The sequence below is a fragment of the Nonomuraea sp. CA-141351 genome (assembly GCF_050944675.1).
Classification (GTDB): domain Bacteria; phylum Actinomycetota; class Actinomycetes; order Streptosporangiales; family Streptosporangiaceae; genus Nonomuraea.
In genome coordinates, this window is record NZ_CP191982.1 from 2825315 (window position 1) to 2849320 (window position 24006).

Sequence of the window (24006 nt, forward strand, 5' to 3'; positions counted from 1 at the left end):
TCGAGATCCCTTCCTTATGAAACGAACAACCTGACCTCGGCTCGGGCATGCTGCTCGGCCAGGAGGTCAAGGGCTGGGGACGAGTACGCGGGCAGCGACTCCCAGGGGAAGCCCGCGAGATGGGGGTGCGCGTTCGAGGCGGCGGCGTGCGCCTCGGCGGCCACGGCGGTGAGGTCCGGGGTGAGGTCGGCCAGCAGCCCGTGCACGGCCACCGGGTCCAGCCCGAGGAGCCGCACGGCCGCCGTGGCCGGGCCACTGATCGCGTGGTAGGCCGCGGCCATGGCCGCCTCCTCCGGCGTGGCGCCCGCCGCGTGCGCCGCCACTCCGAGGGCGATCGGATGATGAGGATTCGGTACGTCCCGCGCCAGTTCGTCGAGGACCGGCGACGGCCACACCCGGCGGGCGACCCTCAGCAGGAGCCTGCCCTGGGTCCTGGACGCGTCCCGCTGGGCGGGTGCGGCGGTCCTGGCATCGACCTCGGCGTCGAGCCGCACCCACGGCGACTCCGCCGAGACGCCGCCGCCCTCCGCTTCCAAGGACGTGGTTTCGATCGCCGGCTCGGCGGCGACCGGGCTCCTGCCGGTGGGTCGCGGCGTCGGGGCGGCCGACGGCGTGCCCGGAGGCGACGCGGGAGGCGGCGGCGGGATGTTCGACGGGGTGGCGGCCTCGGTGCAGGCGGCGGCCGTCAGGGCGGCGGCGACCGTGCCGGCCGTGTGGAGCCGTCCCCGGAGGAAGCGCGCCAGTGAGGGCACGTCGTGCACCGCTCCCGACGTGACGGCCCGTTCGGCCCCGCCCGAGTGGGCGTGGCCGCCGGCCGGGAGGCGGGAGTCTGCGAGGAGGAGCAGGGCAGGGTTCGTCGCCATCAGAAGAGGAAGTAGCGCTGGGCCATCGGGAGGCTGGTGGCGGGGGCCGGCTCGATGAGGTCGCCGTCGATGCGCACCTCGAACGTGTCGGGCGCCACGTCGATCCGGGGCATCGCGTCGTTGAGCGGCATCGAGGACTTGCCGCGCCGCCGTACGTCCGCCACCGGCGCCAGGCGGCGCCGTACGGCCAGTTGGTCAGGCAGGCCGGACTCCAGGGCGAGAGGCGAGACGAAGTGGAGCGAGGTGGCGGCGGCGGTCACCGGCGAGGCGCCGAACATGGGACGGGGCAGCACCGGCTGCGGCGTCGGGATGGAGGCGTTGGCGTCGCCCATCTGCGCCCAGGCCACCACGCCGCCCTTGAGCACCAGGTCCGGTTTGACCCCGAAGAACGCCGGGTCCCAGAGGACGAGGTCGGCGAGTTTCCCGCGCTCGACGGAGCCGATCTCGCCGTCCAGCCCGTGGGCGATAGCCGGACATATCGTATATTTCGCGATGTATCGGCGGGCGCGCAGATTATCCGCAGGACCTCCCAGAGAGCCGCGGCGGGCCTTCATGACGTGCGCAGTCTGCCACGTACGGATGATCGTCTCCCCGATCCGCCCCATCGCCTGCGAGTCCGAGCCGATCATCGAGATCGCCCCCATGTCGTGCAGCACGTCCTCGGCGGCCATCGTCGTGGGCCTGATCCGGGACTCGGCGAACGCCAGGTCCTCCGGGATCGACGGATTGAGATGGTGGCACACCATGAGCATGTCGAGGTGCTCGTCGAGCGTGTTGACGGTGTGCGGCCGGGTGGGGTTGGTGGAGGAGGGCAGGATGTTCGGGTAGGCCGCGACGCGGATGATGTCCGGCGCGTGCCCGCCCCCCGCCCCTTCGGTGTGGTACGCGTGGATCATCCGATCCCCGATGGCCTTCAGCGTCGACTCCACGAACCCGGCCTCGTTCAGCGTGTCCGTGTGGAGCGTCACCTGCACCCCGGCCGCGTCCGCCACGCTCAGGCAGGCGTCGATGGCGGCCGGCGTCGAGCCCCAGTCCTCGTGCAGCTTGAACCCCGAGGCGCCGGCCTTGAGTTGCTCCAGCAGGCCCTCGTACGAGACGGTGTTGCCCTTGCCGAGCAGCGCGAAGTTCAGCGGGTACGCGTCCAGCGACTCCAGCATCCGGCCCAGGTACCAGGCCCCGGTGACGGTCGTCGCCTTGGTGCCCTCGACGGGGCCGGTGCCGCCCCCGACGATCGTGGTGACGCCGGAGCCGATCGCCTCGTCGAGGAGTTGCGGGCAGATCAGATGCACGTGCGAGTCGACGCCCCCGGCGGTGAGGATCTTGCCGTTGCCCGCGAGCACCTCAGTGGACGGCCCGATGACCAGGTCGACGCCGTCCATCGTGTCGGGATTGCCGGCCTTGCCGATGGCATGGATGCGGCCGTCGCGGATGCCGACGTCGGCCTTGACCACACCCCAGTGGTCGAGGATCACCGCGCCGGTGATGACCAGGTCGGCCGCGCCCTCCGCCCGGGTGGTCCGCGCCTGTCCCATGGACTCGCGGATCACCTTGCCGCCGCCGAAGACGGCCTCGTCGCCGGGGCCGGAAGGGCCGATCGACAGGTCCTCGGTCACCTCGATGAACAGGTCGGTGTCGGCCAGCCGGATCTGGTCTCCGGCCGTGGGCCCGTACAGCGCCGCGTAGCGGGCGCGCGAGATCTCAGCCATCGAGCGGCCCCGCCCACTCCGGCCGCAGCCCGGGGACCACCCGGTCGCCCGCCAGCGGCACCAGCGTCACGTCGCGCTCGACGCCTGGCTCGAACCTGATCGCCGTCCCGGCCGCCACGTCGAGCCGCATGCCCCAGGCCGCCCGCCTGTCGAACTCCAGCCCCGGGTTGGCGGCCGCGAAGTGGTAGTGGGAGCCCACCTGCACCGGCCGGTCGGCCGTGTTGACCACCCGCACGGTCACCCGTTCGCGTCCGGGGTTGAGCGTGATGGCGCCCTCCGGATGCACGTACTCGCCCGGGATCACGGGATCGGCCTGTGCACGGTGACCAGCTTCGTGCCGTCGGGGAACGTCGCCTCGATCTGCACGCTCTCCAGCATCTCGGGAACGCCCTCCATGACGTCGGTCCGGCCGAGCACCGACCGTCCGGCCTCCATGAGCTCGGCCACGGTGCGCCCGTCCCTGGCCCCCTCCATGAGGAACGACGCGATGACGGCGGTAGCCTCGGGATGGTTCAGGCGCAGGCCCCTGGCCTGCCGCTCGCGCGCCACCCCGGCGGCGACGTGGATGAGCAGCCGTTCCTGCTCGTGTGAGGTAAGCCGCATGGCCGGACCATAGGAACCGGCGGTTTCGTGGCTGTTGCCGGTGGATGTCGTGTTGGTTTCGCGCTGCGGCTCAATCCTCATATTTCGGATTAAGTGCGTTTGTGAACATTCGGCAAACGCGTCTTAACAACCGAGATCCACTCGGGAAATCTCGCGGAGTCACCTTTCTCGCAGTATCGGTCGGCAGGAAGGAACGGCTGTGCGAATCTCCCGTCCGATTGTCTCCGCGGTCCTGGTGTTAACCCTCGCGGCCTGCGGATCCGACGCGAAACCCGCCACCGAGTCGAAAGAGATCAAGGTAGGACTCCTCCACTCGCTCAGCGGCACGATGGCGATCAGCGAGGTCACCGTCCGCGACGCCGAACTGCTGGCGATCGACGAGATCAACAAGGCCGGCGGAGTGCTCGGCAAGAAGCTCGTCCCCGTGGTGGAGGACGGCGCCTCCGACTGGCCCACGTTCGCGGAGAAGGCGACGAAGCTGATCAGGCAGGACAAGGTCGCCACCGTCTTCGGCGGCTGGACCTCGGCCAGCAGGAAAGCCATGCTGCCGGTCTTCGAGCGTTACAAGGCGCTGCTGTGGTATCCGGTGCAGTACGAGGGACTGGAGAGCTCGCCGTACATCTTCTACACGGGCGCCACCACCAACCAGCAGATCATCCCTGGCCTCGACTATCTGAAGGAGCAGGGCAAGAAGAAGTTGTTCCTGGTGGGCAGCGACTACGTCTTCCCGCGTACCGCCAACAAGATCATCAAGGCGTACGCGGCGGCGAACGGGATGGAGATCCTCGGCGAGGAGTACACCCCGCTCGGCCACACCGAATACTCCACCCTCGTCAACAAGGTCATGCAGGCCAAACCCGACGCGGTCTTCAACACCCTCAACGGCGACAGCAACGTGGCCTTCTTCAAGCAGCTCAAGAGCGCGGGCGCCTCGGCCCAGAGCATGCCGGTGCTGTCGGTGAGCATCGCCGAGGAGGAGGTCACCGGCATCGGCGTGGACAACATCGTGGGCCAGCCGGTCGCCTGGAACTACTACCAGACCACCGGCACGCCGGCCAACGAGGCGTTCGTCAAGGCGTACAAGGCCAGGTACGGGCAGAACAAGGTCACCTCCGACCCCATGGAGGCCGGGTACAACGCCGTCTACCTGTGGGCCGAGGCGGTCAAGAAGGCGGGCACGACCGAGGTCGAGGCGGTCAAGAAGGCCGCGCCGGGCATCTCCCTCGAACGCCCCGAGGGTCTGGTCACGATCGACGGTGAGAACCAGCACATGTACAAGACCGCCCGCATCGGCATCATCCAGCCCGACGGCCTGATCAAGCAGGTGTGGGACTCCGGCAAGCCGATCAAGCCGGACCCGTACCTCAAGGGCTACGCCTGGGCGTCCGGCCTGGCGGCGGGCCAGTGATGCCGGCCTTCGTCAACCAGCTCCCCATCGGACTGTCGATCGGGGCGGTGCTGCTGCTCATCGCGCTCGGGCTGACGTTCACGTTCGGGCAGATGGGCGTGATCAACATGGCGCACGGCGAGTTCATCATGGCGGGGGCATACACCGCGTTCCTGCTGCAGGACCTCGTGCTCGCGCTGCCGGCGGCGTTCCTGGTGACCGGCCTCATGGGGCTGATCCTCGAGCGGGCCGCCATCAGGCACTTCTACGGCCGGCCGCTGGACACGCTGCTGCTCACCTGGGGAGTGAGCCTGGTGCTGCAGCAGCTCGCCCGCGACCTGTTCGGGGCGCCGAACGTGCAGGTGCCCGCCCCTTCCTGGCTGTCGGGAGGGGTGGGGATCCTGCCGTACAACCGGCTGTTCATCATGGGGCTCGCGGTCGCCGGCGTGGTGGCCGTCTGGCTGTACCTCACACGGAGCGCGCCGGGGCGCAGGACGCAGGCCGTGGTGCAGAACCGGCAACTCGCCGCGACCAGCGGCATCGACACCGGCCGGGTGGACATGCTGACGTTCTTCATCGGGTCCGGGCTGGCGGGCGTGGCCGGGGTGGCGCTGACGCTCATCGGGCCCGTCGGGCCCGCGCTCGGGACGTACTACATCGTGGACGCCTTCCTCGTCGTCGTGGCGGGCGGGCTCGGGCAGCTGCGCGGGGCCGTGCTGGCGGCGATCGGGCTGGGGCTGCTGAACTCCTACGCCGAGTTCTGGTCGGACGCCTCGCTGGCGAAGGTGATCGTGTTCGCCGTGATCATCGCGTTTTTGCAGGTACGGCCGCAGGGCCTGTTCGTGCTGCGGTCAAGGGTGCTCACATGATCAAGAGAACTCTGCCTTTCGCGACCGTGGCCCTGATCGCTCTGGTGGCGGCCCCGCTGCTGCTGGAGCCGTTCAGGCTGGGGCTGCTGGCGAAGTACCTGTGCTACGCGATCGTGGCGCTCGGAATCGGGCTGGCCTGGGGGAAGGGCGGCATGCTCACGCTCGGCCAGGGCGTGTTCTTCGGGCTGGGCGGCTACTCCATGGCGATGTACCTCAAGCTGACCGAGGCCGGCGGCGGGCTGCCCGACTTCATGGTGTGGAGCGGGGTGGAGAAGCTGCCGGCGCTCTGGGCGCCGTTCGCCAACCCGGTCTTCGCGCTGTCCATGGCCGTGCTGGGTCCCGTGGTGATCGCGCTGATCCTGGGCACGCTGGTGTTCAGGCAGCGCGTACGTGGCGCGTACTTCGCCATCCTCACCCAGGCGCTGGCCGCGGCCATGGTCATCCTGCTCGTCGGTCAGCAGGGCCTGACCGGCGGCACCAACGGCATGACCAACTTCTTCGAGCTGTTCGGCCAGGACCTGGCCGAGGACTCCACACAGCGGATGCTCTACCTGGTGGTGGCCTCCGTCCTCGGCATCCTGTACCTCGCCACCCGGCAGCTCGCGAACAGCCGCTACGGCCGGCTGCTCGTCGCGGTCAGGGACGGCGAGGACCGGGTGCGCTTCCTCGGCTACGATCCGGCCCTGGTCAAGACCGTCACCTTCGCCGCCTCGGCGGGCATGGCGGGGCTCGCGGGCGCGCTGTTCGTCCCGGTGGTCGGCATCATCTCGCCCGCCCTGCTCGGCGTCGTGCCCTCGCTGGAGCTGGTCGTCGCGGTGGCGGTCGGCGGGCGGCACGCGCTGGCAGGGGCCGTGCTCGGCGCGGTCGTCATGGGTTACGCCAAGACGGCGTTCAGCGAGCAGTTCGCCGACGGCTGGCTCTACCTGCAGGGCGCGCTGTTCATTCTCGTCATGACACTCGCGCCGAAGGGGATCGCGGGCATAGCGGGTAGGTTGCGACGTGCTCGAGCTACATGACGTCCACGTGGTGTTCGACGGGTTCAAGGCACTCGACGGCGTGGACCTGACCGTGCCCGAGGGCGAGCTGCGCTTCCTGATCGGCCCCAACGGCGCGGGCAAGACCACGCTGATCGACGTGATCACCGGGCTGACGAAGCCGGCGGCGGGCAGCGTGCGGTTCGGCGAGCACGACCTGGTCGGCAAGAAGGAGCACCAGATCGTCCGGTTGGGCGTCGGCCGCACGTTCCAGACGTCGGTCGTGTTCGAGGAGCTCACCGTGGTGGAGAACCTCGACCTCGCGGCCGGCTTCCGCGAGCCCCTGTGGTCGCTGGCCAGGCGCAGCAAGGGCGTGTCGGAGGCCGTGGAAGAGGCCCTGGCCAGAACCGGGCTCGAAGAGCTCGCCGAGCGTTCAGCGGGCGTTCTCTCGCACGGCCAGCGCCAGTGGCTGGAGATCGGCATGCTGCTGGCACAGCGGCCCAGGCTGCTGCTCCTGGACGAGCCGGTGGCGGGCATGTCCGGCGACGAACGTATGCGCACCGGCGAGCTGCTCACCCAGATCGCCGAGGACCACACGGTGATCGTGGTGGAGCACGACATGGAGTTCCTACGGCGGCACGCCTCGACGGTGACCGTGCTGCACGAGGGCAAGGTGCTCGTGGAGGGGTCGGTGGACAAGGTCAGCGCCGACCCCCGCGTGCAGGAGGTCTACCTGGGAAGGAGGGCGGGCGATGTTGTCGGTGACCGGCCTTGAGTCGGGGTACGGGAGGGCGCGCGTACTGTTCGGGGTCTCGCTGGAGGTGGGGCCAGGGCAGCTCGTGTGCGTCATGGGGCGCAACGGCGTCGGCAAGACCACATTGCTCAACACCATCATGGGGGTGCTCCCGGCGACGGCGGGCACGGTCACGTTCGAGGGCCGCGACGTGACCAGGCTGAAGCCGCACGAGCGGGTACGGCTCGGCATGGGGTACGTCCCCCAGGGCCACCAGTGCTTCCCCCAGCTCTCGGTCCTGGGCAACCTCCTGGTCACCATGGAGGCCGCCAAGGTCACCAGGGAGGCCATCGACGAGGCCCTGGACGTCTTCCCCGCGCTCACGCCGCTGCTCAAGCGGAGCGCGGGGCACCTGTCCGGCGGCCAGCAGCAGCAGCTGGCCATGGCCCGCGCCCTGGTGACCAGGCCCAAGCTGCTCATCCTCGACGAGCCGACCGAGGGCATCCAGCCGTCGATCATCCTGGAGATCGAGGCGGCCATCGAGCGGCTGCACGCCTCAGGTCTGGCCGTGCTGCTCGTGGAGCAGTATCTCGACATCGCGCTGCGGCTGGCCGACCGGTTCCTCATCCTGGACGCGGGGCACGTCGTACGCACCGGGGAGGCCGAGGAACTGCAGCGCGAGGACGTCCGCCGCCTCCTGGCGGTTTAGGAGAGCGCCAGGCGTTGGCGCCGCCCCCGCGGTCGCCGGCATCATCCTCGGCACCGACCGGCCGAGGATGATCGACCTTGGGGTGGCGCACGAGGCCGGGCCGACCGCGTCGGGACCCGTGTCTGGGACCTATCGTGGGATGCGGAATCCTTGGGGAGTCGACTGATGGCCTCTTCTGCTCCACCCTGTCGTCTTTACGTACTCGTCGCCACCGCCGCACCCGTCGCTCTGATCATGCGGCGCGCTCCCGCCGGCTGGTGGCACCTGCTCGAGTGGGACCTGCGGGTCCGTGAGGTGAGACCCGGCGCATGGCTTCGCGGCACGCTGTACCCGCGCCGATGCGACATCTCGCCCGACGGCAAACTTCTCGGGTACTTCGCGCTCGGGCATGGGCAGCCCCCGTGGGACACCTATTTCGCGGTGTCCAAGGCGCCGTGGCTGACCGCGCTCGCGGCCTGGCACACTGGCGGCACCTGGACCGGCGGATGCGCGTTCGCCGGGGACAACAGCCTGACGATCTCCGCCTCCATGGACAAGCAGCCATTTCACGGCAGCTATCCGTACGGTGCGACAGTAGAGGCCCTCAGCCTCGACTGGACCTACCGTGATCTGCAGAACGAGTACAAACGCGGCTGGCGTCCCATCGAGGGAGCAGCGGGGCGGGTGCCACCTGAGTTACGCGAAGCCGTGCTCGTCGGCCGCATCCGGCCAGGCGGCGACCGCGCGCTGGTGCTGGCCCACACCGGGACCGACTTCCAACGGCACGGGATCGAGGGCGTACAGGTCAATTATCTGCGCGAGGAGGATGACGGCAGGCTCACGCCGCTGCCCGAGGCGGCCTGGGCCGATTGGGACAACGAGGGGCGACTGCTCATGGCCACCCGTGACGGCGCAGTAAAGATCATTGAGCAGCGGTCCGGTACGTGGGCGCAGACGTGGTCCCACGACCTCCGCGACCTGACCCCCGACCCGGCGCCGTCCCCTACCTGGGCCCAGGCCTGGTAACCGCTCCAAACGTGACATGAACCTCCAGAAACCCGCGGCCGTAGATCATCAGCCGACGTTGTCGGCCCAGGCGCGGGCGGACTCCACGATCTCCTCCAGGTGGTCGCTGTGCGCGCCGCGCCAGTAGACCTGGCCGCACTCGCCGCACCGCCCGTACGCGTCGTAGTTGCGTTCCGTGCCCGCCTCCAGCAGCGGCGCCACCTCCTGCTTGGCGACCGGCTCCAGCTCGCCGTTGCACGCCGTGCACCGCGTCCACGGGCGCAGCGGCGGGGCGAAGCGCTCGAGCAGGTCGCGGAGCTGGTCGGCGGGGCGGGAGCCGCGTACGTACGCGCCCAGCCACAGTGCGCGGCGGCGCAATAGGCCGCGGTCCTGCGTGAGCAGCACCCGGCGCTCCTCATTGGCCTGCACCACCAGCGCCGGGTCGTCCATGTCGTTGTGGTAGGCCGCGTCGATGCCGAGCAGCCGCAGCCGCCGCGCCAGCGTGCCCAGATGCACGTCGAGCAGGAAGCGCGGCTCCCCCGGCAGCGGCTGAGGGCGGGGGACCGGGTGCACCTCCACCACGTCGCCGGGCACGAGCTGGTACGCGGGCGGCACCCCGCGGCCGTCCACGAGCATCGGCCCCACCTCGGTCAGCGGGATGCCGAGCGACTCGACGTGGTGGCCCAGCGTGGACGTGCCGTCCAGCTTTACCTGCTGCCACTCCTGCCGACGGCTCACTGGCAGGAACATCGTCAGCTCTGAGGCGATGCGTAGGCGTGCGTCCCGTTCGCTCACAAAGTCCATTCTGGTGGACCGGATAACGTGAATTCATGTCGATATCCCGCCGCGCCTTCCTGGGGCTCGCCGTGCTGACGGCCGGATGCTCGGCCTCCGGGGGCAAGCGGCCCGAGCTGCGGCTGGCGACCGGCGTGACCGGCGGGATCTATGAGCAGCTCGGCGACGGGCTCGCGGGGGAGCTGCGGCGGAACGGGCTCACGGTGCGGGTGATGAAAACCGCGGCCAGTGTGCAGAACCTGACGATGATGACCGACGGGCGGGCCGACGTGGCGTTCGCGCTGGCCGACAGCGCCGACGACGCCGTCAGGGTGCGTCACCAGCCGGTGTCCGCGCTGGCCAGGGTGTACATGAACTACGTCCACCTTGTGGTGCGCAGGGACGCCGGCATCGCGGCGGTCAAGGATCTGGCGGGGCGGGCGGTCTCCATCGGGCTGGAGGGCTCGGGCACCGCGGTGACCGCCACCCGCGTGCTGGCCGTGGCCGAGCTGGCCAAGCCCGCCGAGGTCAGCAGGCTGGGCCTGGACGAGTCGGTCAACGCTTTGCGCGACGGCGAGATCGAGGCGTTCTTCTGGTCCGGCGGGGTGCCCACGCCTGTCCTGGCCTCGCTCGGGGACATCGAACTCGTGCCGCTCGAGCCGCTGGTGCCGGTGCTGCGCCGCCGGTTCGGCCCGCTCTACGAGCACGGGCTGGTTCCCGCCGGCGTGTACGGCAGCGGGAAGCCGGTGCCGACCATCGGCACCCCCAGTTACCTGATGTGCCGGACCACGCTCCCGGACGATCTCGCGTACACGATCATCGAGACGCTCTTCACCGCCCGTGACCGCCTCCAGGCCCCGTCGGCGCCGGGCGGGCGGCTGGACATGCGCTACGCCATCGGCACCGGCGTCGTCCCGCTCCACCCGGGCGCCGCCCGCTATTACCGGTCCGTATACGGCTGAGCCTTCAGCCGCAGCTCCACGACCAGGCCGCGCGGCACGGCGGGCAGCAGCGCCAGCGTGGCTCCGCACGTCTTGGCCAGCTCGGCGGCGATGGCCAGGCCCAGGCCGCTGCCCGGCACGTTCGCGTGGGCCCCGGACCGCCAGAACCGTGCCGGCGCCTCCGAGCGCTCCTCCTCGCTCAGCCCCGGCCCGTCGTCGGCCACCCGCAGCACGCCGTCGTCCAGGGTGACCGTGACCGTGCCGCCCTCGGGCACGAACTTCTGGGCGTTGTCGAGCGCGATGTCCGCGATCCTGGCTGCGGCCTCCGGCACGACCGATTTTTCGGAAATGTCGGCCACGAGCCGCACCCCCTTGGCCGCGTACACCTCCCGCCACGTCCCGAGCCGCGGCGCGAGCGCGACCTCCTTGCCCTCGACCGCTGTGCCCGCCTCCACCTTGGCCAGCGCCAGCAGGTCCTCCACCAGCAGCGCCAGCCGGTCCAGCTCCGCCATCGCCTCCTCGAACTCGGCCGCGCCCTCGCCCCGCAAGTGCGGCTCGAGGTTCTCCAGCCGCAGCCCGAGCACGGTGAGCGGGGTGCGCAGCTCGTGCGAGGCGTCCGCCACGAACGCCCGCTGCCGCTCCATGGCGCTGGAGACCGCGTCGGCCATCGCGTTGAAGCGCTCCTCCAGCCGCCGCAGCTCAGAGGGCCCCGCGCCGGGATGTGCCCGCGCGTCGAGCCGGCCCCGCGCGATGGCCCGTGTGGTGCGGTCGAGCTCGGTGACGGGCCGCAGGATCCAGCGGGCCAGCCGCCTGGCCGCCAGCGCCGAGTACGCCAGGGCCACCAGCGCGCCGAGCGCCAGCGCGCCCCACACCAGCGAAACGTCCAGCCTGGCCCGGTCGGTGGGGGCCTCCAGCAGCACCACGCCGGACAGTTGCGCGTCCCGGCCGGCGGGCTCGGCCAGCAGCACCGTGGCCGGGCCGAACGGGCTGATCGTGGGCAGGTCCTCGGTGGTGCGGCCGGACAGCGCGAGGCGGGTCGCGTCCTGGTCGTCGGCGTCGAACCGGCCCGCGGTGGCGAGGATGGAGCCGTCGCGGTCGCGTACGCGCACCGCGGCGCCGTACAGCTCGGCGTAGCGGTCGATCTCGGCGATCAGCCCCGCGCGGTCGTCCTCCCTGGCCGCCTGGTCGGCCAGCTCGGCGAAGCGGGTGGCGTCGGCGCGGCGGTCGAGGAGCAGCCGGTTCGTGCGGTGGGAGGCGTAGGCGAGGCCGAGCGGCACGGCCAGCGCCGCGATGAGGAAGACGATCAGCGTGGTGAACGTGACCACCAGGCGGGAGTTCACGCCGTCGAGCCCAGCCGGTAGCCGGTGCCGCGCAACGTCTCCACCAGGCCGGGGCGGCCGGTCTTCGAACGCAGGTTGGCCACGTGCACGTCCAGCGACCGGGACGCCGACAGCAGCGGGTCGCCCCAGACCTCGTCGAGGATCTCCTCCCTGCCGCGCACCACGCCCGGCTCGCGCGCCAGCATCGCCAGCACGTCGAACTCCCGCCTGGTCAGCGTCACCGGCTCCCCGGCCACGGAGACCTGCCTGGACTCCAGGTCGATGCGGACATCACCGACGCTCACCACGTCGTCGCGGGCCGGCCGCGGCCTGGTGCCGCGGCGCACCACCGCCTCCATGCGGGCCATCAGCTCGACCGTGCGGAACGGCTTGACCAGGTAGTCATCGGCTCCCGAGCGCAGCCCGCGCAGCACCTCACGCTCCTCCGTACGGGCCGTGACCACGATGAGCGGCACCGCCGACACCCGGCGCAGACGGCGCAGCACCTCGAGCCCGTCCATGTCCGGCAGGCCCAGGTCGAGCAGGACGAAGTCGACGCCCCCCGCCAGGCGGAGGGCGTCGACGGCCAGCCCCGCCCGGATGACCTGGTGGCCGTGCCGGGCGAGGGCCGTGGTGAGCGCGGACGCGAGCCGATCATCGTCCTCGACCAGGAGAACTCGCATATGGCCAGGTTAAGCGGAGACCGGTACCGATTCCCCCTGCTCGGACCTGGTCAACGCCGCATCGCGGGTCTCGCGCATGGTGAGGTAGACCACCAGCGAGATCGCCGCGAGCGCGGAGACGTACCAGTAGAAGCCGGACTCGATCCCCGCGCTCTTGAACCAGAGGGCCACATACTCGGCCGTGCCGCCGAACAGCGCGTTCGCGATCGCGTACGGCAACGCCACACCGAGGGCCCGCACGTGAGTGGGGAACAGCTCTGCCTTGACCACCGCGTTGATCGAGGTGTAGCCGGTCACGATGATCAGCGCGACCAGGGAGAGCACCAGCGCGCCGCCGAACGCCTTGGCGCTGCCCAGCGCGGTCATCAGCGGCACCGTGCCGAGCATCGAGCCGATGCCGAAGGTGATCAGCAGCGGCCGCCGGCCGATCCGATCCGACAGCGTGCCCGCCAGCGGCTGCAGCAGCATGAAGATGAACAACGCGGAGAAGCTGACGAGAGCAGCGGTCTCCTTCGCCATGCCCGCGGTGTTGACCAGATATTTGGTGAGGTAGGTGGTGTAGGTGTAGTAGGCGACCGTGCCGCCCATCGTCAGCGCGATGACCAGCACGGCCTCCTTCTTGTGCGCCCAGAGCTGCTTGATCGTGCCGCGCTCCTGGGAGTGCTTGGTCTCCTCATCGTGCGCCTCGGTCTCCAGCAGGCTGCGCCGCAGGTAGAACACGACCGCCGCGCCCACCGCGCCCACGATGAACGGGATGCGCCAGCCGTAGGAGCTGAGCGCCTCCTTCGACATCGTGTTCTGCAGGATGATCTGCAGGCCGAGGCCGACCAGCTGGCCCGCGGTCATCGACACGTACTGGAAACTGGAGGCGAAGCCGCGCCTGCCCTGCGGCGTGGCCTCGGTCAGGTAGGTGGCGCTGGCAGCGTACTCGCCGCCGACCGAAAGGCCCTGCAACAGACGGGCCACCAGCAGGACCACCGAGCCGAAGGCGCCCGCCATCCCGTACGTCGGGGCGATCGCGATGAGCAGCGCACTCCCCGACATCAGCGTCACCGTCAGCGTCAGCGCCGCCTTGCGGCCCTTCCTGTCGGCGAAGCGGCCGAGCAGCCAGCCGCCGACCGGACGCATGAAGAAGCCGACGGCGAAGATGCCTGCGGTGTTGAGCAGCTGTGCCGTCGTGTCGCCCTCAGGGAAGAAGGACGCGGCGAAGTAGACGGCGAAGCTGGAGTAGACGAACCAGTCGTACCACTCGACCAGATTCCCGATCGACCCGCCGATCACTGCCTTCCATGGCACGCGTGCCTTACTCACGGAGAACCTCCTGGGGGGAGTAGGTGCAGGTCAGAGCCTCCCCACAGAAGGATGTTCGGACAAGGGCCGGAGGCCGAGATCTAACCTCCGCTTAACATGGGGGCAACCTCCGGCTTATAGCGCCAGCCGCCACTCGTTCCACTCGTCGAAGAGCTCGAAGCCCATGGCCTCGTTGATGGCCAGCATGTGGGCGTTGGAGGTGGCGTTCCAGGTGATGATCCGCTCCAGGTGCGGCTCGTGCTCGCGCAGCCAGAGCAGGTTGGCGACCTTGAGCAGCAGGCCAAGGCGGTGGCCCCGGTGCTCGGCCAGCACCGTCGTGTCCGCCTGGTGGCCCCAGCCGGTGGAGTGGTCGGCTTCGAGGTAGATGCGCGTGTATCCGGCGGGAGCCCCGTCGGAGTCGCGGCGGGCGATCATCGAGTACGCGGTCAGGCCGCGGTACGGGATGCTCTCCTCGCGGTCGCGGATGCGGTCAAGGCTGAAGTCCGCGTCCTCGATGTCCGCGTCGCGCGGGGCGTCGTTCATGCCGTTCATCAGGGCCGCGAGGTCGGGGATCAGCTCGGGCCCGGCCGGCCCTGTCCAGCGTTCGAGATGGTAACCCTCGACGCGGGGGAGCATGCGTTCCAGCGCGTCCCAGTCGGCCTTGCGGAGGTCCAGCGTGCGCCGGGCCTCCACGAGGGAGACCGTCATGCCGTGGGCGAGCGCGAAGCGGGCGCCCACCCCGGTGGCGGCGGTCTCCGTGAGGAGCAGGGTCCTTTCGTGGGCGCGCAACCGTTCCAGCACGTGCTCGAACAGCGCTGAGCCGAGCCCCCTGCCGCGCCGCTCGGGGCGCACCACGAGGGGGAAGAGCCAGCCCATGTGGGTGTTGTCGAGCTGGGGGAGCGACAGCCCGTAGCCGCCGACGACCTCGCCGTCCTCGACGACCGCCCACAGCTCGGCCCGCTCACCCGCTGTATGCGTGGCGATCTCGCGGCGGAAGCGGGCCGGCGAGATCGTCGGGCCCGGATCGCCGGAGTAACCCGCCAGGTACGCCTCGTGCAGGCCCGTGATCAGGTTTCCCGGCCGGTCGAGATCGATGGGCTGGATCCGCATGCGTCCAGCAAATCGCACCGGGAACGGCCGGGGCGAGCGAATTTACTGCCGGTAGTTCTCCACCTCGTTGGCCGGGCGGGCGGCGGCGTGGTCGGGGTCCTCGCCGGCGCTGCGCCTGGCCCGGCGCTGCCTGAGCAGGTCCCAGCACTGGTCGAGCGCGAACTCCAGCTGCTTGATGCGCTCCTGCTCCTCGTCCGTGGTCACCTCACCCTGGGTCAGCTTGTTGCGCAGCTCGTGCTCCTCGGTGACCAGAGCACTGATCTTGGTGAGAATCTCGTCGTCCCGCATGCCTGAACTCTAGTCACTGGTCCCGTCCTGCCCCCAGCCCCGGGTCCTTTCGGCGACCTCGGCGGAAACGTGGGGGTGCGCCCGGCGGAACGTGTGACGACGCGTGATAAAACACGCCCTATGCCTGGTATTGCGCTGGTAAGGAAGCCCGGCCCCCGGATCGCCGAGGGCATCGTGACCCACATCGAGCGCGAGCCGGTCGATCCCGAACGTGCGCTTCGGCAGCACGACGCCTACGTGGCCGCGCTGGCCGCCGCCGGTTGGCGGGTCACGTACGTACCGGAGGCCGACGAGCTGCCCGACGGGCCGTTCGTGGAGGACGCCGTGGTGGTGTCGCGGCGGCTGGCCGTACTGACCAGGCCGGGGGCGCCGGAACGGCGGCCCGAGGTGGAGTCCGTGGCGGCGGCCGTGCGGGAGCTGGGGCTGAAGGCGGTCAGGATCGCGGCGCCCGGCACGCTCGACGGGGGCGACGTGCTGCAGGTCGGGCGCACCGTGTACGTCGGGAGGTCGGCGCGCACCAGCGACGACGGCATCGCCCAGCTCACGGGCCTGCTGCCGGAGCGCTGGATCGTGCCCGTGGACATGACCGGCGTGCTGCACCTGAAGTCCGCGGTGACCGCCCTGCCCGACGGGACGCTCATCGGCGACCCGCGCCACGTGGACCTGCCGGGGCTGCTGGTGCCGCCGGAGGAGGCCGGGGCGCACGTGGTGCTGCTGGGCGGCGACCATGTCCTGATGGCCGCCTCGGCGCCGCAGACCGCCGCGATGCTCGAGAAGCGCGGATTTATCGTGACGAAGGTAGATATTTCGGAGTTTGAGCGGGTGGAGGGGTGTGTGACCTGTCTTAGCGTGCTCGTGGCGGATTAACGGCTTCTCAGGATTTGAGACCTGGGACGGCGCATCCCGAGACGTCTGGTAGCGTTCATGGCATGCTGCGTGGGCTGCTTCTTAGCTGCCGCGGCGGGGGCCTCTGAGGCCGGCTCCCTCGCCGCGGAGCCAGTCATGCGCGTCGGCCGCTTTCTTTCGACCGACGAGGAGCCAGCAGACATGACCGCTCAGCAGCCCAGCCCCATGCCGATCCATCGCTATCAGCCTTATCAGCCCGTACGCCTGACGGACCGCACGTGGCCCGACAAGGTCATCACCAAGGCGCCCCGCTGGTGCGCGGTCGACCTGCGCGACGGTAACCAGGCCCTGATCGACCCGATGGACTCCCATCGCAAGCTCCAGATGTTCGAGCTGCTCGTACGCATGGGCTACAAGGAGATCGAGGTCGGCTTCCCGGCGGCCTCGCAGACCGACTTCGACTTCATCCGGCAGATCATCGAAGAGGACCGCATCCCCGACGACGTGGTCATCCAGGTGCTGACCCAGGCCAGGCCGGAGCTGATCGAGCGGACCTTCGAGTCCATCGAGGGCGCCAAGCAGGCCATCGTCCACCTGTACAACTCGACCTCCACCCTCCAGCGCCGCGTCGTGTTCGGCCTGGACAAGGACGGCATCACCGCCATCGCCGTCGAGGGTGCCAAGCTGGTCAAGAAGCTCGCCGACGCGACCGACGTCGACGTCTACTTCCAGTACTCTCCCGAGTCGTTCACCGGCACCGAGCTCGAATACGCCGTCGAGGTCTGCGACGCGGTCAACGACGTGTGGCAGCCCACCCCCGACCGCAAGGTCATCATCAACCTGCCCGCCACCGTCGAGATGGCCACCCCCAACGTCTACGCCGACCAGATCGAGTGGATGCACCGCCACCTCAAGCACCGCGACTCGATCGTCCTGTCCCTCCACCCGCACAACGACCGCGGCAGCGCCGTGGCCGCCGCCGAGCTGGGCTACATGGCGGGCGCCGACCGCATCGAGGGCTGCCTGTTCGGCAACGGCGAGCGCACCGGCAATGTCTGCCTCGTCACCCTGGGCATGAACCTGTTCTCCCAGGGCGTCGACCCCGAGATCGACTTCAGTGACATCGACGAGATCCGTCGCGTCACCGAATACTGCAACCAGCTGCCCGTGCACCCGCGCCACCCGTGGGGCGGCGAGCTGGTCTACACCGCCTTCTCCGGCTCCCACCAGGACGCCATCAAGAAGGGCTTCGAGCACCTCGAGCGCGACGCGGCCGCGGCGGGCGTGCCGGTGGACGAGTTCGACTGGGCGGTCCCGTACCTGCCGATCGACCCCAAGGACATCGGCCGCACGTACGAGGCGGTCATCCGCGTCAACAGCCAGTCCGGCAAGGGCGGCGTCGCGTACATCATGAAGGCCGACCACCAGCTCGACCTCCCGCGGCGGCTGCAGATCGAGTTCTCCAAGGTGGTGCAGGCCCGCACCGACAGCGAGGGCGGCGAGATCGGCCCGGCCGCGATGTACGAGATCTTCCGCGACGAATACCTCCCCAACCCGGCCAACCGCTGGGGCCGCCTCAGCCTCATGGCCCACCGCCACGAGTCCACGGTGGACGACAAGGACCGCATCAGCGCCGACGTACGGCTCGACGGGGAGATCCGCGAGATCGAGGGCACGGGCAACGGCCCGATCTCGGCCTTCATCGACGCCATCACGGGGATCGGCCTCCGGGCGCGCGTCCTCGACTACGTGGAGCACGCAATGAGTGCCGGCAGCGACGCCAAGGCCGCCTCCTACCTCGAGTGCGAGGTCAACGGGCAGGTGCTGTGGGGGGTCGGCATCGACGCCAACACCACTACGGCCTCCCTCAAGGCCATCATCTCGGCGGTCAACCGCGCTTCCCGCTGACCCTTCTTGCATGACGCCCTGGCGCGTTCGTCCGCTTGCTGAGGAAGATCGCTCCAGGGCACAAGGAGTTGTGGGCGGGCGCAGCAAGTGGAAGACGACTCGGCATCGTCGGCTCGCTGGTGAGGTGAACGACCCCGAGTACGCACGGCTTTACCGAGAGGCTAAGGCTGGACAGCGGCTTGGCCAGCTTGTCTACGACCGGCGCGTGGCTCTTGGTCTGTCGCAGGCGGAGTTGGCTGAGCGCGCGAGGATGACCCAACCGCAGGTTTCCCGTTTGGAGACGGGCGGTGGCAACATCACCGTGGCTTCCCTCAGGCGGTTGGCCCGCTGCCCTGGACGCGGATCTGACCATCGGGTTCATGCCTCACCAAGCCGCCTGACCATGGACCGGTGGGGGGCTGCACGGGTAACGGCCCGATCTCGGCCCTCATCGATGCCCTTGCGGGGGCCGGCATCAGGTGCGCGTGCTCAACTGCGTGGAGCACGCAATGAGCGCGGGCACCGACGCCAAGGCGGCCTCGTATGGGGGTCGGCATCGACGCCAACACCCACGATGGCTTCCCTGAAGGCCATCATCTCCGCGGTCAATCGCGCTTCTCCTCGTAGAGCAAGTGCCCATTGCTCGACCGCGCCTCGCGATCAAGGGAGGCGCGGTCGAGTCATTGGTGTCGGGGGCGTTTCTGGGGCATTCGCAATACGTGCGCCGAAAACAATCCTGTTGGTGCTTTTATGTGCGCTCACTCCTGGGGCAAGTTAAGTCCTACCGGGACTTAATCGAACGAAAAAGGTCCTAGGCGGCAGCTGGCAAAGGCCGCTGGAGTGCCACGGATACGGGTCGGCCAATGAGGAAAATCGCGCGGCCACGGGCATCGTGTGCAAGAATTAACCCAAGCCGCAGGCCGGGAACTCGCTGCGAGGAGTCCGCTCGTATAAATTTCCGGTTCGGCGGACTGATTGCACCCGTAATCGAGGGTGCCACCCGCTGAACGCATGGCACCGGAACAACCGATTCGCGAACAGGATCTCATTTCTTGTGCTGGCGAATAGGAAAGTCAGGAAACCGTGGCAAGCATTATCGCCGAACTCCTTGATGGGCGCGAGATCTCGAAATATCTGACCGGTATTGCGGACGTCGAGAACGAGTGGGACCTCTATAAAATCCGCGCCGGCGCGGGCGAGTGGGTCGTTACCGCCGACAACGGTATAGCAATCAACGAGACTCAGAGCGAAAGATGCCTGATAAAATATGAGCTTTGGGATGGACCGCCTCCTCCTCTCTACTCCTGGGACAGGACCTGGTCCGGAAGCGTGCGCCTGACCTCCGGAAGGGTGTTCGCCATAAATTGCCATCCCGATGGCGCCTCTTTCGGTGCAGAGTTCGATCTTGGTCGGCGAGGCAGCGTCTGGCAGGTCAGGATCCATCGCAAGTGCCTGGGCCACGAAGAGTTCATGCCGGACCTCATCAGCTTCACTCTGCTGAAGCTGCAATTTTGGCTTGCGCCGCTGTAGGCGGATGCAGGCGTATCCGAGATCAGCCTCATGACTCACCGCTACGGGTCCACGGCGGATGACCAGAATCGCATCAGCGCCGATGTACGGTTCAATGGAGAGATCCGCGAGATCGAGGCCACGGGCAATGGCCCGATCTCAGCCTTCATCGACGCCATCGCGGAGTCGGCATCTGGTTGCGGGTCTTTGGCTACGTGGAGGAGGCGATGAGCGCGAGCACCGACACTAGGGGCGGCCTTGAAGTGCGAGGTCAACGGGCAGGTGTTTTGAGGGTCGGCGCTGTAACCTATCACTTGACCGCGTCTCGAGATTAGTGGAGACGCGATCGGGTGTTGAGGATTCATGTGCCGGGACTGCAGTCGTACAGCTTGCCATAACGTTCCTGGGCGATGCGCATGAGCGCGATCAGGTCCTTCATCGCATCCCGGCCCCTGCCGACTTGAGCCAGGAAGATGTCGATCATCCGTTCTTTGCCGCCGCAGCGAAACTTCGCGCTCACTCTGTACGGTTGGTCGTCCAATGGGCTGTCCGTCACGTGGGCGGCCATGCCGTCACCGAGCTCGGCAGGAAGCGTGACTCCGCCGTGCCGTCTGTAAATATCGCGCCTGCCGTCCATGAGGAAGTCCAGATGCTCCTGGCTTGTCCCGTCGCCTACTTGTAGCCAGCCGATCTCAAGTGGCCGAGGAGTCGTATCAGGGGCCCAGCATTCACCGCTCTCGTCATTGCCGCTCGTTTTCTCGACGAGCGACCCCGTCGCACCGCTCACCACGCGAAACGCCTGTTCGGGAACGAGTTTGCAGATGTAAGGGGCGGAATCCACGACCAACTGGGGAACTGGAGCTGGTGTGGAAACGATGCCGCTCTCCCGAGTGCACGCTGTGGCCGCCAACACGAGAACAGTCAGAGCGATAGTCGGAAGACAATGCCTCATCTGCGACCTCCAGAAGCGGCCGGGATCTGGAGGCCGAGGTAGTCGTCTACCTCGCTGGTCCTGCGGATGGTGCCGCCGAAACGATCGAGAAGATCATCGCTTCCGCCCTTCTTCCGGACCCATTCAAGGAACTTGCTGTATTCCTGAGGGCTCATCACGGTGAAGGGCTTGATCGTCGGGGGTGTCCCCGTCGTGAATATTTGATCCTTCATATTGACATCGTCAAGCAGGCCCTTGTTGAGCATGGCTGTGGCGAGCATCTGCTCCGCCAGCCTCTCCACCGCCAGCCGATTGTCCGCAAGCGTCCGGTGCGTCTCGTCCAGACTCCGCCCGTGCTCGGACATCCGCTGGGCGACCTGATTGGCGATCTCGTCATACGCGGCTCCGGAGAGCTTGTCGTACCCCTTGCCGACCAGCTCGCCAAATACTCCCTTGGCGAGCTGGCCCACCTGCTTGGCTCCCGGCACCGGGAGCAGCCCGATCGCGTCGCCCACCATGGTCTTCAGCGCTTCGTCCGCCTTCTTGTCGTCCAGCCCCTGGGCGATCAGCACCTGGCGGCGGATCTCTACGATGTGGCTGAAAGGACGTGCCTCCGCCACAGTGCGGTCTGTCAGGAACTGCTTGATGTCGGCCTTGTCGACTCGCCCATCCCCATCGAAGTCGAATTCCTTGACGTCGGCTTTTGTGAATCCCAGCCTCTCGGCGTTGGAGATGTCTAGACCGACCGGCGGCACGGTGTCGAGCGCTGCTCGCATGTGTTCCGTCTGCGCTGCCACGAGCGCCTCGAAGCCGGCGTCGTGGGAGGTGGCCAGCGCCAGAGCGTAGGACATGTCCTCGGCCGTGACCTCACCGAAGGTCGAATGGTCCAAGAGGAGTCGCGAGAGCTGGTCGATGTTGGCCCCGATCGCGCGGGCCAGAGGGTAGCTCAGAGGCGTGTATCGATCGAACACCTCTCGGTCCCTGATCTCCAGGCCGCTGTCGGCTTTGCCGAAGGCGCCGCGTACCTCGCCGGCGAGGATCTTGGTCATCTCGGCGGCCAGCTTCTGGGAGGTCGCGTCCTGGCCGGTCGTCGCGGTCAGCAGCATGTCGTTGAACGGCGCGTAGTCGCCCACATAGCGGGATGCGTCCCAGCGGGTCGTCAGCAAGTAGTCCAGCACGGACTCCTTCCACCCGGCCGGCGTGTGGTCCAGCAGGGCGTGTGACGCCTCGCGGCTGGACTTCGCCGCGTGGAACAGGTCGTCCACCACCGACGACGTGCCTTTCGTGACCGGGCTGCCAGCGTGTGTTCCGGGCCTGAACAGGTTGCCGAGGCCGAGTGCGCCGGCCAGGTCGACTATGGGGACCTGGGCATCCGCGAAGATGCGGCCCAGCGGGTCCTTCCTCGCCGCCCATTCGTCCTTGCGCTGCTCGTACTCGTAGGCGATCACGTCGCGTCCGACGACCTCCATGAACTTCTTCGAGAAAGGCGGCTGCCCATCGTGGACACGCCAGATGAGCGCCTGTGCCTGGTAACCCGAGTACTTCGTGTCGCCGGCCTTGTGCTCGGCTCGGCCCTCCTTCACCAGGTCCTTGAGGAAGTCGGCGCCCACGTACGCGGGATTCTTGGGATCGGTTCCCTTGGCCAGAGCCGTGCTCAGCATGCGCAGGGCCTTTTGGCCTTGGCGGGAGAGCTGGGCCATGCGATCGGAGTCCCCGTGGGCTCTGGCATCGCGCAACTGCGCGGCGAGCGAGCCGGGTAGCCGTGTCACGCCGTGGGCGCCGAGCGCACCGAGGAACGCCTTGACGAACTCCGCGTCCCCGGTCCGTGACGCGTACCTCTCCAGTGCGGCCAGTGCCCTGGCGTCTCCCTCTGCGGCGTTCAGCGCGGCGCGACCTGCCAGTGTCCCGTCCAGCAACCCGTTGGCGGCCTCTAGGCTGTCGGGCATATCGAGGAAGCTCCCGGCGGGCGTGCTCCTGCCGAAAGTGACCCTCTGCCTCTGCAGCTCGTGGACCAATTTCTGGCGCCGCCGCAGGTCCTCGGCCTGCGTAGTGACCCGTCCAGCCAGCTGCCGGAGCCGCGCCGCCGGAGAAGAGTCGAGCCCGGCGCTCTGCAGCTCGCTGTGGAGGGCCTGTGCCAGTTCCTCCAGCCGCCTGGCGGCCTCAGTGTGCTTGCTCGTCATTGTGTCGAATTCGGGCAGCTTGACCCCGGTGAACTCCGTCACGGTGTGTCCTGAAGCGAGGCCAGTTTCTGGTTCGCGCTGTCGACGGCCTGTACGAGCATGTCACGCAGCTCCCGCTGGTCAGCGTGGACCTGGGTGTCAAACCGGGCACCCGTCGGCCCCACCCACGCGGAGGCCTCCATCAGGCGGCAGGACGGGTCGAGCGCCCACCAGTGGTCGTCGGACAATCGCTGGATCCGCTCCGCCACGGCCCGCATCGCCTGGCGATCGAGGTCGGCCAAGATGATCCCCTTGTACGGCTCGCTACACAGAACAGATCAGGAGGCGGCATCCTCCACGTCTTTCACACGGTAATCAACATCATGTCAACAGAACAAGCTTAAACTCGTTGAAAGGTATAGTGCGTTCGAGTTTTGTTCGAAAATGAGGTGTTTTGTCTGACTGGAGCGGGCCTTTAGCTTCCTCTGGAGAGGGAAAGCTGTGTGGAGTTGCCGTTGCCGATTGGTAGCGATGAGATCTTTGTCTGGTCTTGTCTGGTCTGAATTGGCTGTGGCTGTGGATCTCTTGCCCTCAACGAGAATGAAATCCAGCGGACGCTGGTTGAGTATCAACTGAAACAATGAGGGCCGGGACCAAGGCCAGATGATCGGCGAGTACGCCGTCACGAAGGGAGAGATCCTTGCCGCTGGAGTCAGGAGGAGACAGGGGCGCAAATGCGCGCCGACTGCGCGCTTGATACTGCCCCGGCCTGCACATTGCGGTGGTAGAAGTCACGCTGACCTCTATCAACGCCGGCGACCGCGTCGAGCAGCCAAGCGACACACCATGAAGTTCCAGGTGCCCTCCGCCTGCGCGACGAACTGGCTCAAGATCCACGAGACTCCGGCACGCGTCTCATAACGGAGATCGACGCCTACATGTCGCCGAACGAGTTGTGGGCTCGTCATCGCCGAGAGGTTCGTCGTGCAGTTTGCCGCCGACCTTGTGCGCTTGATGTGGTCATGGGCAGCCTAGATAAGGCGATCATGGCGGAGGAGTACACAGCTGCTCTGAGGACACCACTGCTGAATGCAGTATTAACCATCGACTGGACAGACGTTTGGCAGAACTGCTAGTTGTGCCGCCTTACTCGTAGGGTGGCTGTAGGCGTTAGTCGAACTCGCCGGCTTTTACCCCGCCGATGAAGGCATTCCATTCGTCGGAGGTGAAGATCAGCGCGGGTCCGGTGGGGTTCTTGCTGTCGCGGACGCCGCGGCGCCCGCTGGAGAGTTCGGCGACCTCAACGCAGTTGCCGCCGTCGGGTCCCGATCGAGTGGACTTGCGCCACGTGGCTGTGCCGAGTTCTCTCGTCAGCTCGTCCATCGCTGCAGCGTCTCCTTGATCAGTTCTACGGATTCGCGTTGGGGCAGTGCATCGGAGC

At 68.1% G+C, this 24006-nt stretch carries 26 protein-coding genes; 12 read left to right on the forward strand and 14 right to left on the reverse strand.

Translation table 11 applies throughout. The features are described from left to right. Positions 1–14: 14 nt before the first annotated feature. Genes ACQPWU_RS13750 through ACQPWU_RS13765 form a run of 4 tightly spaced genes read right to left on the reverse strand, consistent with a single transcriptional unit; the run spans position 15 to position 3172 of the window. Positions 15–863: an urease accessory protein UreF gene (locus ACQPWU_RS13750; RefSeq protein WP_433439855.1), complete on the reverse strand. Its 849-nt coding sequence runs from the start codon at positions 861–863 to the stop codon at positions 15–17. Then, positions 863–2569: an urease subunit alpha gene (locus tag ACQPWU_RS13755; protein ID WP_433439857.1), complete on the reverse strand. Its 1707-nt coding sequence runs from the start codon at positions 2567–2569 to the stop codon at positions 863–865. Before ACQPWU_RS13755 ends, ACQPWU_RS13750 begins: the two co-directional genes overlap by 1 nt. Next, positions 2562–2873, reverse strand: a complete 312-nt coding sequence (locus ACQPWU_RS13760) for an urease subunit beta (RefSeq protein WP_433439859.1) — start codon at positions 2871–2873, stop codon at positions 2562–2564. Before ACQPWU_RS13760 ends, ACQPWU_RS13755 begins: the two co-directional genes overlap by 8 nt. Next, complete coding sequence (locus tag ACQPWU_RS13765; RefSeq protein ID WP_433439861.1) at positions 2870–3172, reverse strand: urease subunit gamma; 303 nt, start codon at positions 3170–3172, stop codon at positions 2870–2872. Before ACQPWU_RS13765 ends, ACQPWU_RS13760 begins: the two co-directional genes overlap by 4 nt. Positions 3173–3371: 199 nt before the next feature. Here ACQPWU_RS13765 and urtA point away from each other — a divergent pair, with 199 nt between their 5' ends. From urtA to ACQPWU_RS13795, 6 genes are all read left to right on the forward strand, one after another. Next, entirely contained in the window at positions 3372–4580 is a 1209-nt protein-coding gene (urtA, locus tag ACQPWU_RS13770) for an urea ABC transporter substrate-binding protein (protein WP_433439863.1), read from the forward strand. Then, positions 4580–5428: an urea ABC transporter permease subunit UrtB gene (urtB, locus tag ACQPWU_RS13775; protein WP_433439865.1), complete on the forward strand. Its 849-nt coding sequence runs from the start codon at positions 4580–4582 to the stop codon at positions 5426–5428. Before urtA ends, urtB begins: the two co-directional genes overlap by 1 nt. Beyond that, the gene (urtC, locus tag ACQPWU_RS13780; RefSeq protein WP_433439867.1) at positions 5425–6444 is read left to right on the forward strand and encodes an urea ABC transporter permease subunit UrtC; all 1020 of its coding nucleotides are present in this window, start codon (positions 5425–5427) and stop codon (positions 6442–6444) included. The genes urtB and urtC overlap by 4 nt, the downstream gene beginning before the upstream one ends. Beyond that, entirely contained in the window at positions 6428–7177 is a 750-nt protein-coding gene (urtD, locus tag ACQPWU_RS13785) for an urea ABC transporter ATP-binding protein UrtD (protein WP_433439869.1), read from the forward strand. Before urtC ends, urtD begins: the two co-directional genes overlap by 17 nt. Next, positions 7155–7844, forward strand: coding sequence for an urea ABC transporter ATP-binding subunit UrtE (urtE, locus tag ACQPWU_RS13790; protein ID WP_433439871.1), 690 nt, complete (start codon positions 7155–7157; stop codon positions 7842–7844). Before urtD ends, urtE begins: the two co-directional genes overlap by 23 nt. Before the next feature lie 165 nt (positions 7845–8009). Further along, positions 8010–8849: a hypothetical protein gene (locus ACQPWU_RS13795; RefSeq protein WP_433439873.1), complete on the forward strand. Its 840-nt coding sequence runs from the start codon at positions 8010–8012 to the stop codon at positions 8847–8849. A 48-nt stretch (positions 8850–8897) separates the two neighbouring features. On the opposite strand, the gene ACQPWU_RS13800 is transcribed toward ACQPWU_RS13795, so the two are convergent. Continuing rightward, complete coding sequence (locus tag ACQPWU_RS13800; protein WP_433439875.1) at positions 8898–9632, reverse strand: Mut7-C RNAse domain-containing protein; 735 nt, start codon at positions 9630–9632, stop codon at positions 8898–8900. Between the two features lie 26 nt (positions 9633–9658). Here ACQPWU_RS13800 and ACQPWU_RS13805 point away from each other — a divergent pair, with 26 nt between their 5' ends. Continuing rightward, complete coding sequence (locus ACQPWU_RS13805; protein ID WP_433439877.1) at positions 9659–10564, forward strand: TAXI family TRAP transporter solute-binding subunit; 906 nt, start codon at positions 9659–9661, stop codon at positions 10562–10564. Here ACQPWU_RS13805 and ACQPWU_RS13810 read toward each other — a convergent pair. From ACQPWU_RS13810 to ACQPWU_RS13830, 5 genes are all read right to left on the reverse strand, one after another. Then, the gene (locus tag ACQPWU_RS13810; RefSeq protein ID WP_433439879.1) at positions 10543–11883 is read right to left on the reverse strand and encodes an ATP-binding protein; all 1341 of its coding nucleotides are present in this window, start codon (positions 11881–11883) and stop codon (positions 10543–10545) included. The two genes, ACQPWU_RS13805 and ACQPWU_RS13810, sit on opposite strands and share 22 nt — an antisense overlap. Further along, positions 11880–12545 carry a response regulator transcription factor gene (locus ACQPWU_RS13815; protein WP_433439881.1) on the reverse strand — a complete coding sequence of 222 codons (666 nt, stop codon included), beginning with the start codon at positions 12543–12545 and terminating at the stop codon, positions 11880–11882. Before ACQPWU_RS13815 ends, ACQPWU_RS13810 begins: the two co-directional genes overlap by 4 nt. A gap of 9 nt (positions 12546–12554) precedes the next feature. Further along, on the reverse strand, positions 12555–13856 hold the full coding sequence (locus tag ACQPWU_RS13820) for an MFS transporter (RefSeq protein ID WP_360712699.1): 1302 nt from the start codon (positions 13854–13856) through the stop codon (positions 12555–12557). Between the two features lie 114 nt (positions 13857–13970). After that, positions 13971–14945: a GNAT family N-acetyltransferase gene (locus ACQPWU_RS13825; protein WP_433439884.1), complete on the reverse strand. Its 975-nt coding sequence runs from the start codon at positions 14943–14945 to the stop codon at positions 13971–13973. 42 nt (positions 14946–14987) lie between these two features. Further along, complete coding sequence (locus ACQPWU_RS13830; protein WP_433439886.1) at positions 14988–15233, reverse strand: DUF2630 family protein; 246 nt, start codon at positions 15231–15233, stop codon at positions 14988–14990. A 120-nt stretch (positions 15234–15353) separates the two neighbouring features. Between ACQPWU_RS13830 and ddaH the strand changes: the two genes are divergently transcribed. The 5 genes from ddaH to ACQPWU_RS13855 all read left to right on the forward strand — a co-directional run bounded on the left by ddaH (position 15354) and on the right by ACQPWU_RS13855 (position 19706). Continuing rightward, complete coding sequence (gene ddaH, locus ACQPWU_RS13835; protein WP_433439888.1) at positions 15354–16100, forward strand: dimethylargininase; 747 nt, start codon at positions 15354–15356, stop codon at positions 16098–16100. Positions 16101–16280: 180 nt separating this feature from the next. Beyond that, the gene (gene leuA / locus ACQPWU_RS13840) at positions 16281–17987 is read left to right on the forward strand and encodes a 2-isopropylmalate synthase (protein WP_433439890.1); all 1707 of its coding nucleotides are present in this window, start codon (positions 16281–16283) and stop codon (positions 17985–17987) included. A gap of 10 nt (positions 17988–17997) precedes the next feature. After that, positions 17998–18744 (forward strand): helix-turn-helix domain-containing protein, encoded by a 747-nt coding sequence (locus ACQPWU_RS13845; protein WP_433439892.1) that lies wholly within the window; start codon positions 17998–18000, stop codon positions 18742–18744. 305 nt (positions 18745–19049) lie between these two features. Further along, positions 19050–19496, forward strand: a complete 447-nt coding sequence (locus ACQPWU_RS13850; protein WP_433439894.1) for a hypothetical protein — start codon at positions 19050–19052, stop codon at positions 19494–19496. Positions 19497–19526: 30 nt separating this feature from the next. Beyond that, on the forward strand, positions 19527–19706 hold the full coding sequence (locus tag ACQPWU_RS13855) for an alpha-isopropylmalate synthase regulatory domain-containing protein (protein ID WP_433439896.1): 180 nt from the start codon (positions 19527–19529) through the stop codon (positions 19704–19706). Positions 19707–19836: 130 nt separating this feature from the next. Here the strand turns inward: ACQPWU_RS13855 and ACQPWU_RS13860 are convergent, their stop codons facing one another. The 4 genes from ACQPWU_RS13860 to ACQPWU_RS13875 all read right to left on the reverse strand — a co-directional run bounded on the left by ACQPWU_RS13860 (position 19837) and on the right by ACQPWU_RS13875 (position 23948). Further along, entirely contained in the window at positions 19837–20322 is a 486-nt protein-coding gene (locus ACQPWU_RS13860) for a hypothetical protein (protein ID WP_433439898.1), read from the reverse strand. 101 nt (positions 20323–20423) lie between these two features. Further along, the gene (locus ACQPWU_RS13865; protein ID WP_433439900.1) at positions 20424–22628 is read right to left on the reverse strand and encodes a hypothetical protein; all 2205 of its coding nucleotides are present in this window, start codon (positions 22626–22628) and stop codon (positions 20424–20426) included. Continuing rightward, positions 22625–22867, reverse strand: a complete 243-nt coding sequence (locus tag ACQPWU_RS13870) for a hypothetical protein (RefSeq protein WP_433439902.1) — start codon at positions 22865–22867, stop codon at positions 22625–22627. Before ACQPWU_RS13870 ends, ACQPWU_RS13865 begins: the two co-directional genes overlap by 4 nt. Before the next feature lie 868 nt (positions 22868–23735). Next, positions 23736–23948, reverse strand: coding sequence for a DUF397 domain-containing protein (locus tag ACQPWU_RS13875; RefSeq protein WP_433439904.1), 213 nt, complete (start codon positions 23946–23948; stop codon positions 23736–23738). Positions 23949–24006 lie beyond the last annotated feature (58 nt).

What these genes read in the sequence shown, in the direction of transcription:
- ACQPWU_RS13845 (WP_433439892.1), top strand. Translation starts at nt 17,998, where the DNA reads ATGACGCCCTGGCGCGTTCGTCCGCTTGCTGAGGAAGATCGCTCCAGG.
- ACQPWU_RS13855 (WP_433439896.1), top strand. Translation starts at nt 19,527, where the DNA reads ATGACTCACCGCTACGGGTCCACGGCGGATGACCAGAATCGCATCAGC.
- urtE (WP_433439871.1), top strand. Translation starts at nt 7,155, where the DNA reads ATGTTGTCGGTGACCGGCCTTGAGTCGGGGTACGGGAGGGCGCGCGTA.
- ACQPWU_RS13750 (WP_433439855.1), bottom strand. Translation starts at nt 863, where the DNA reads ATGGCGACGAACCCTGCCCTGCTCCTCCTCGCAGACTCCCGCCTCCCG.
- ACQPWU_RS13795 (WP_433439873.1), top strand. Translation starts at nt 8,010, where the DNA reads ATGGCCTCTTCTGCTCCACCCTGTCGTCTTTACGTACTCGTCGCCACC.
- ACQPWU_RS13805 (WP_433439877.1), top strand. Translation starts at nt 9,659, where the DNA reads ATGTCGATATCCCGCCGCGCCTTCCTGGGGCTCGCCGTGCTGACGGCC.
- ACQPWU_RS13815 (WP_433439881.1), bottom strand. Translation starts at nt 12,545, where the DNA reads ATGCGAGTTCTCCTGGTCGAGGACGATGATCGGCTCGCGTCCGCGCTC.
- urtC (WP_433439867.1), top strand. Translation starts at nt 5,425, where the DNA reads ATGATCAAGAGAACTCTGCCTTTCGCGACCGTGGCCCTGATCGCTCTG.
- ACQPWU_RS13830 (WP_433439886.1), bottom strand. Translation starts at nt 15,233, where the DNA reads ATGCGGGACGACGAGATTCTCACCAAGATCAGTGCTCTGGTCACCGAG.
- urtB (WP_433439865.1), top strand. Translation starts at nt 4,580, where the DNA reads ATGCCGGCCTTCGTCAACCAGCTCCCCATCGGACTGTCGATCGGGGCG.
- ACQPWU_RS13875 (WP_433439904.1), bottom strand. Translation starts at nt 23,948, where the DNA reads ATGGACGAGCTGACGAGAGAACTCGGCACAGCCACGTGGCGCAAGTCC.
- ACQPWU_RS13755 (WP_433439857.1), bottom strand. Translation starts at nt 2,569, where the DNA reads ATGGCTGAGATCTCGCGCGCCCGCTACGCGGCGCTGTACGGGCCCACG.
- ACQPWU_RS13825 (WP_433439884.1), bottom strand. Translation starts at nt 14,945, where the DNA reads ATGCGGATCCAGCCCATCGATCTCGACCGGCCGGGAAACCTGATCACG.
- ACQPWU_RS13765 (WP_433439861.1), bottom strand. Translation starts at nt 3,172, where the DNA reads ATGCGGCTTACCTCACACGAGCAGGAACGGCTGCTCATCCACGTCGCC.
- ddaH (WP_433439888.1), top strand. Translation starts at nt 15,354, where the DNA reads ATGCCTGGTATTGCGCTGGTAAGGAAGCCCGGCCCCCGGATCGCCGAG.
- leuA (WP_433439890.1), top strand. Translation starts at nt 16,281, where the DNA reads ATGACCGCTCAGCAGCCCAGCCCCATGCCGATCCATCGCTATCAGCCT.
- ACQPWU_RS13800 (WP_433439875.1), bottom strand. Translation starts at nt 9,632, where the DNA reads ATGGACTTTGTGAGCGAACGGGACGCACGCCTACGCATCGCCTCAGAG.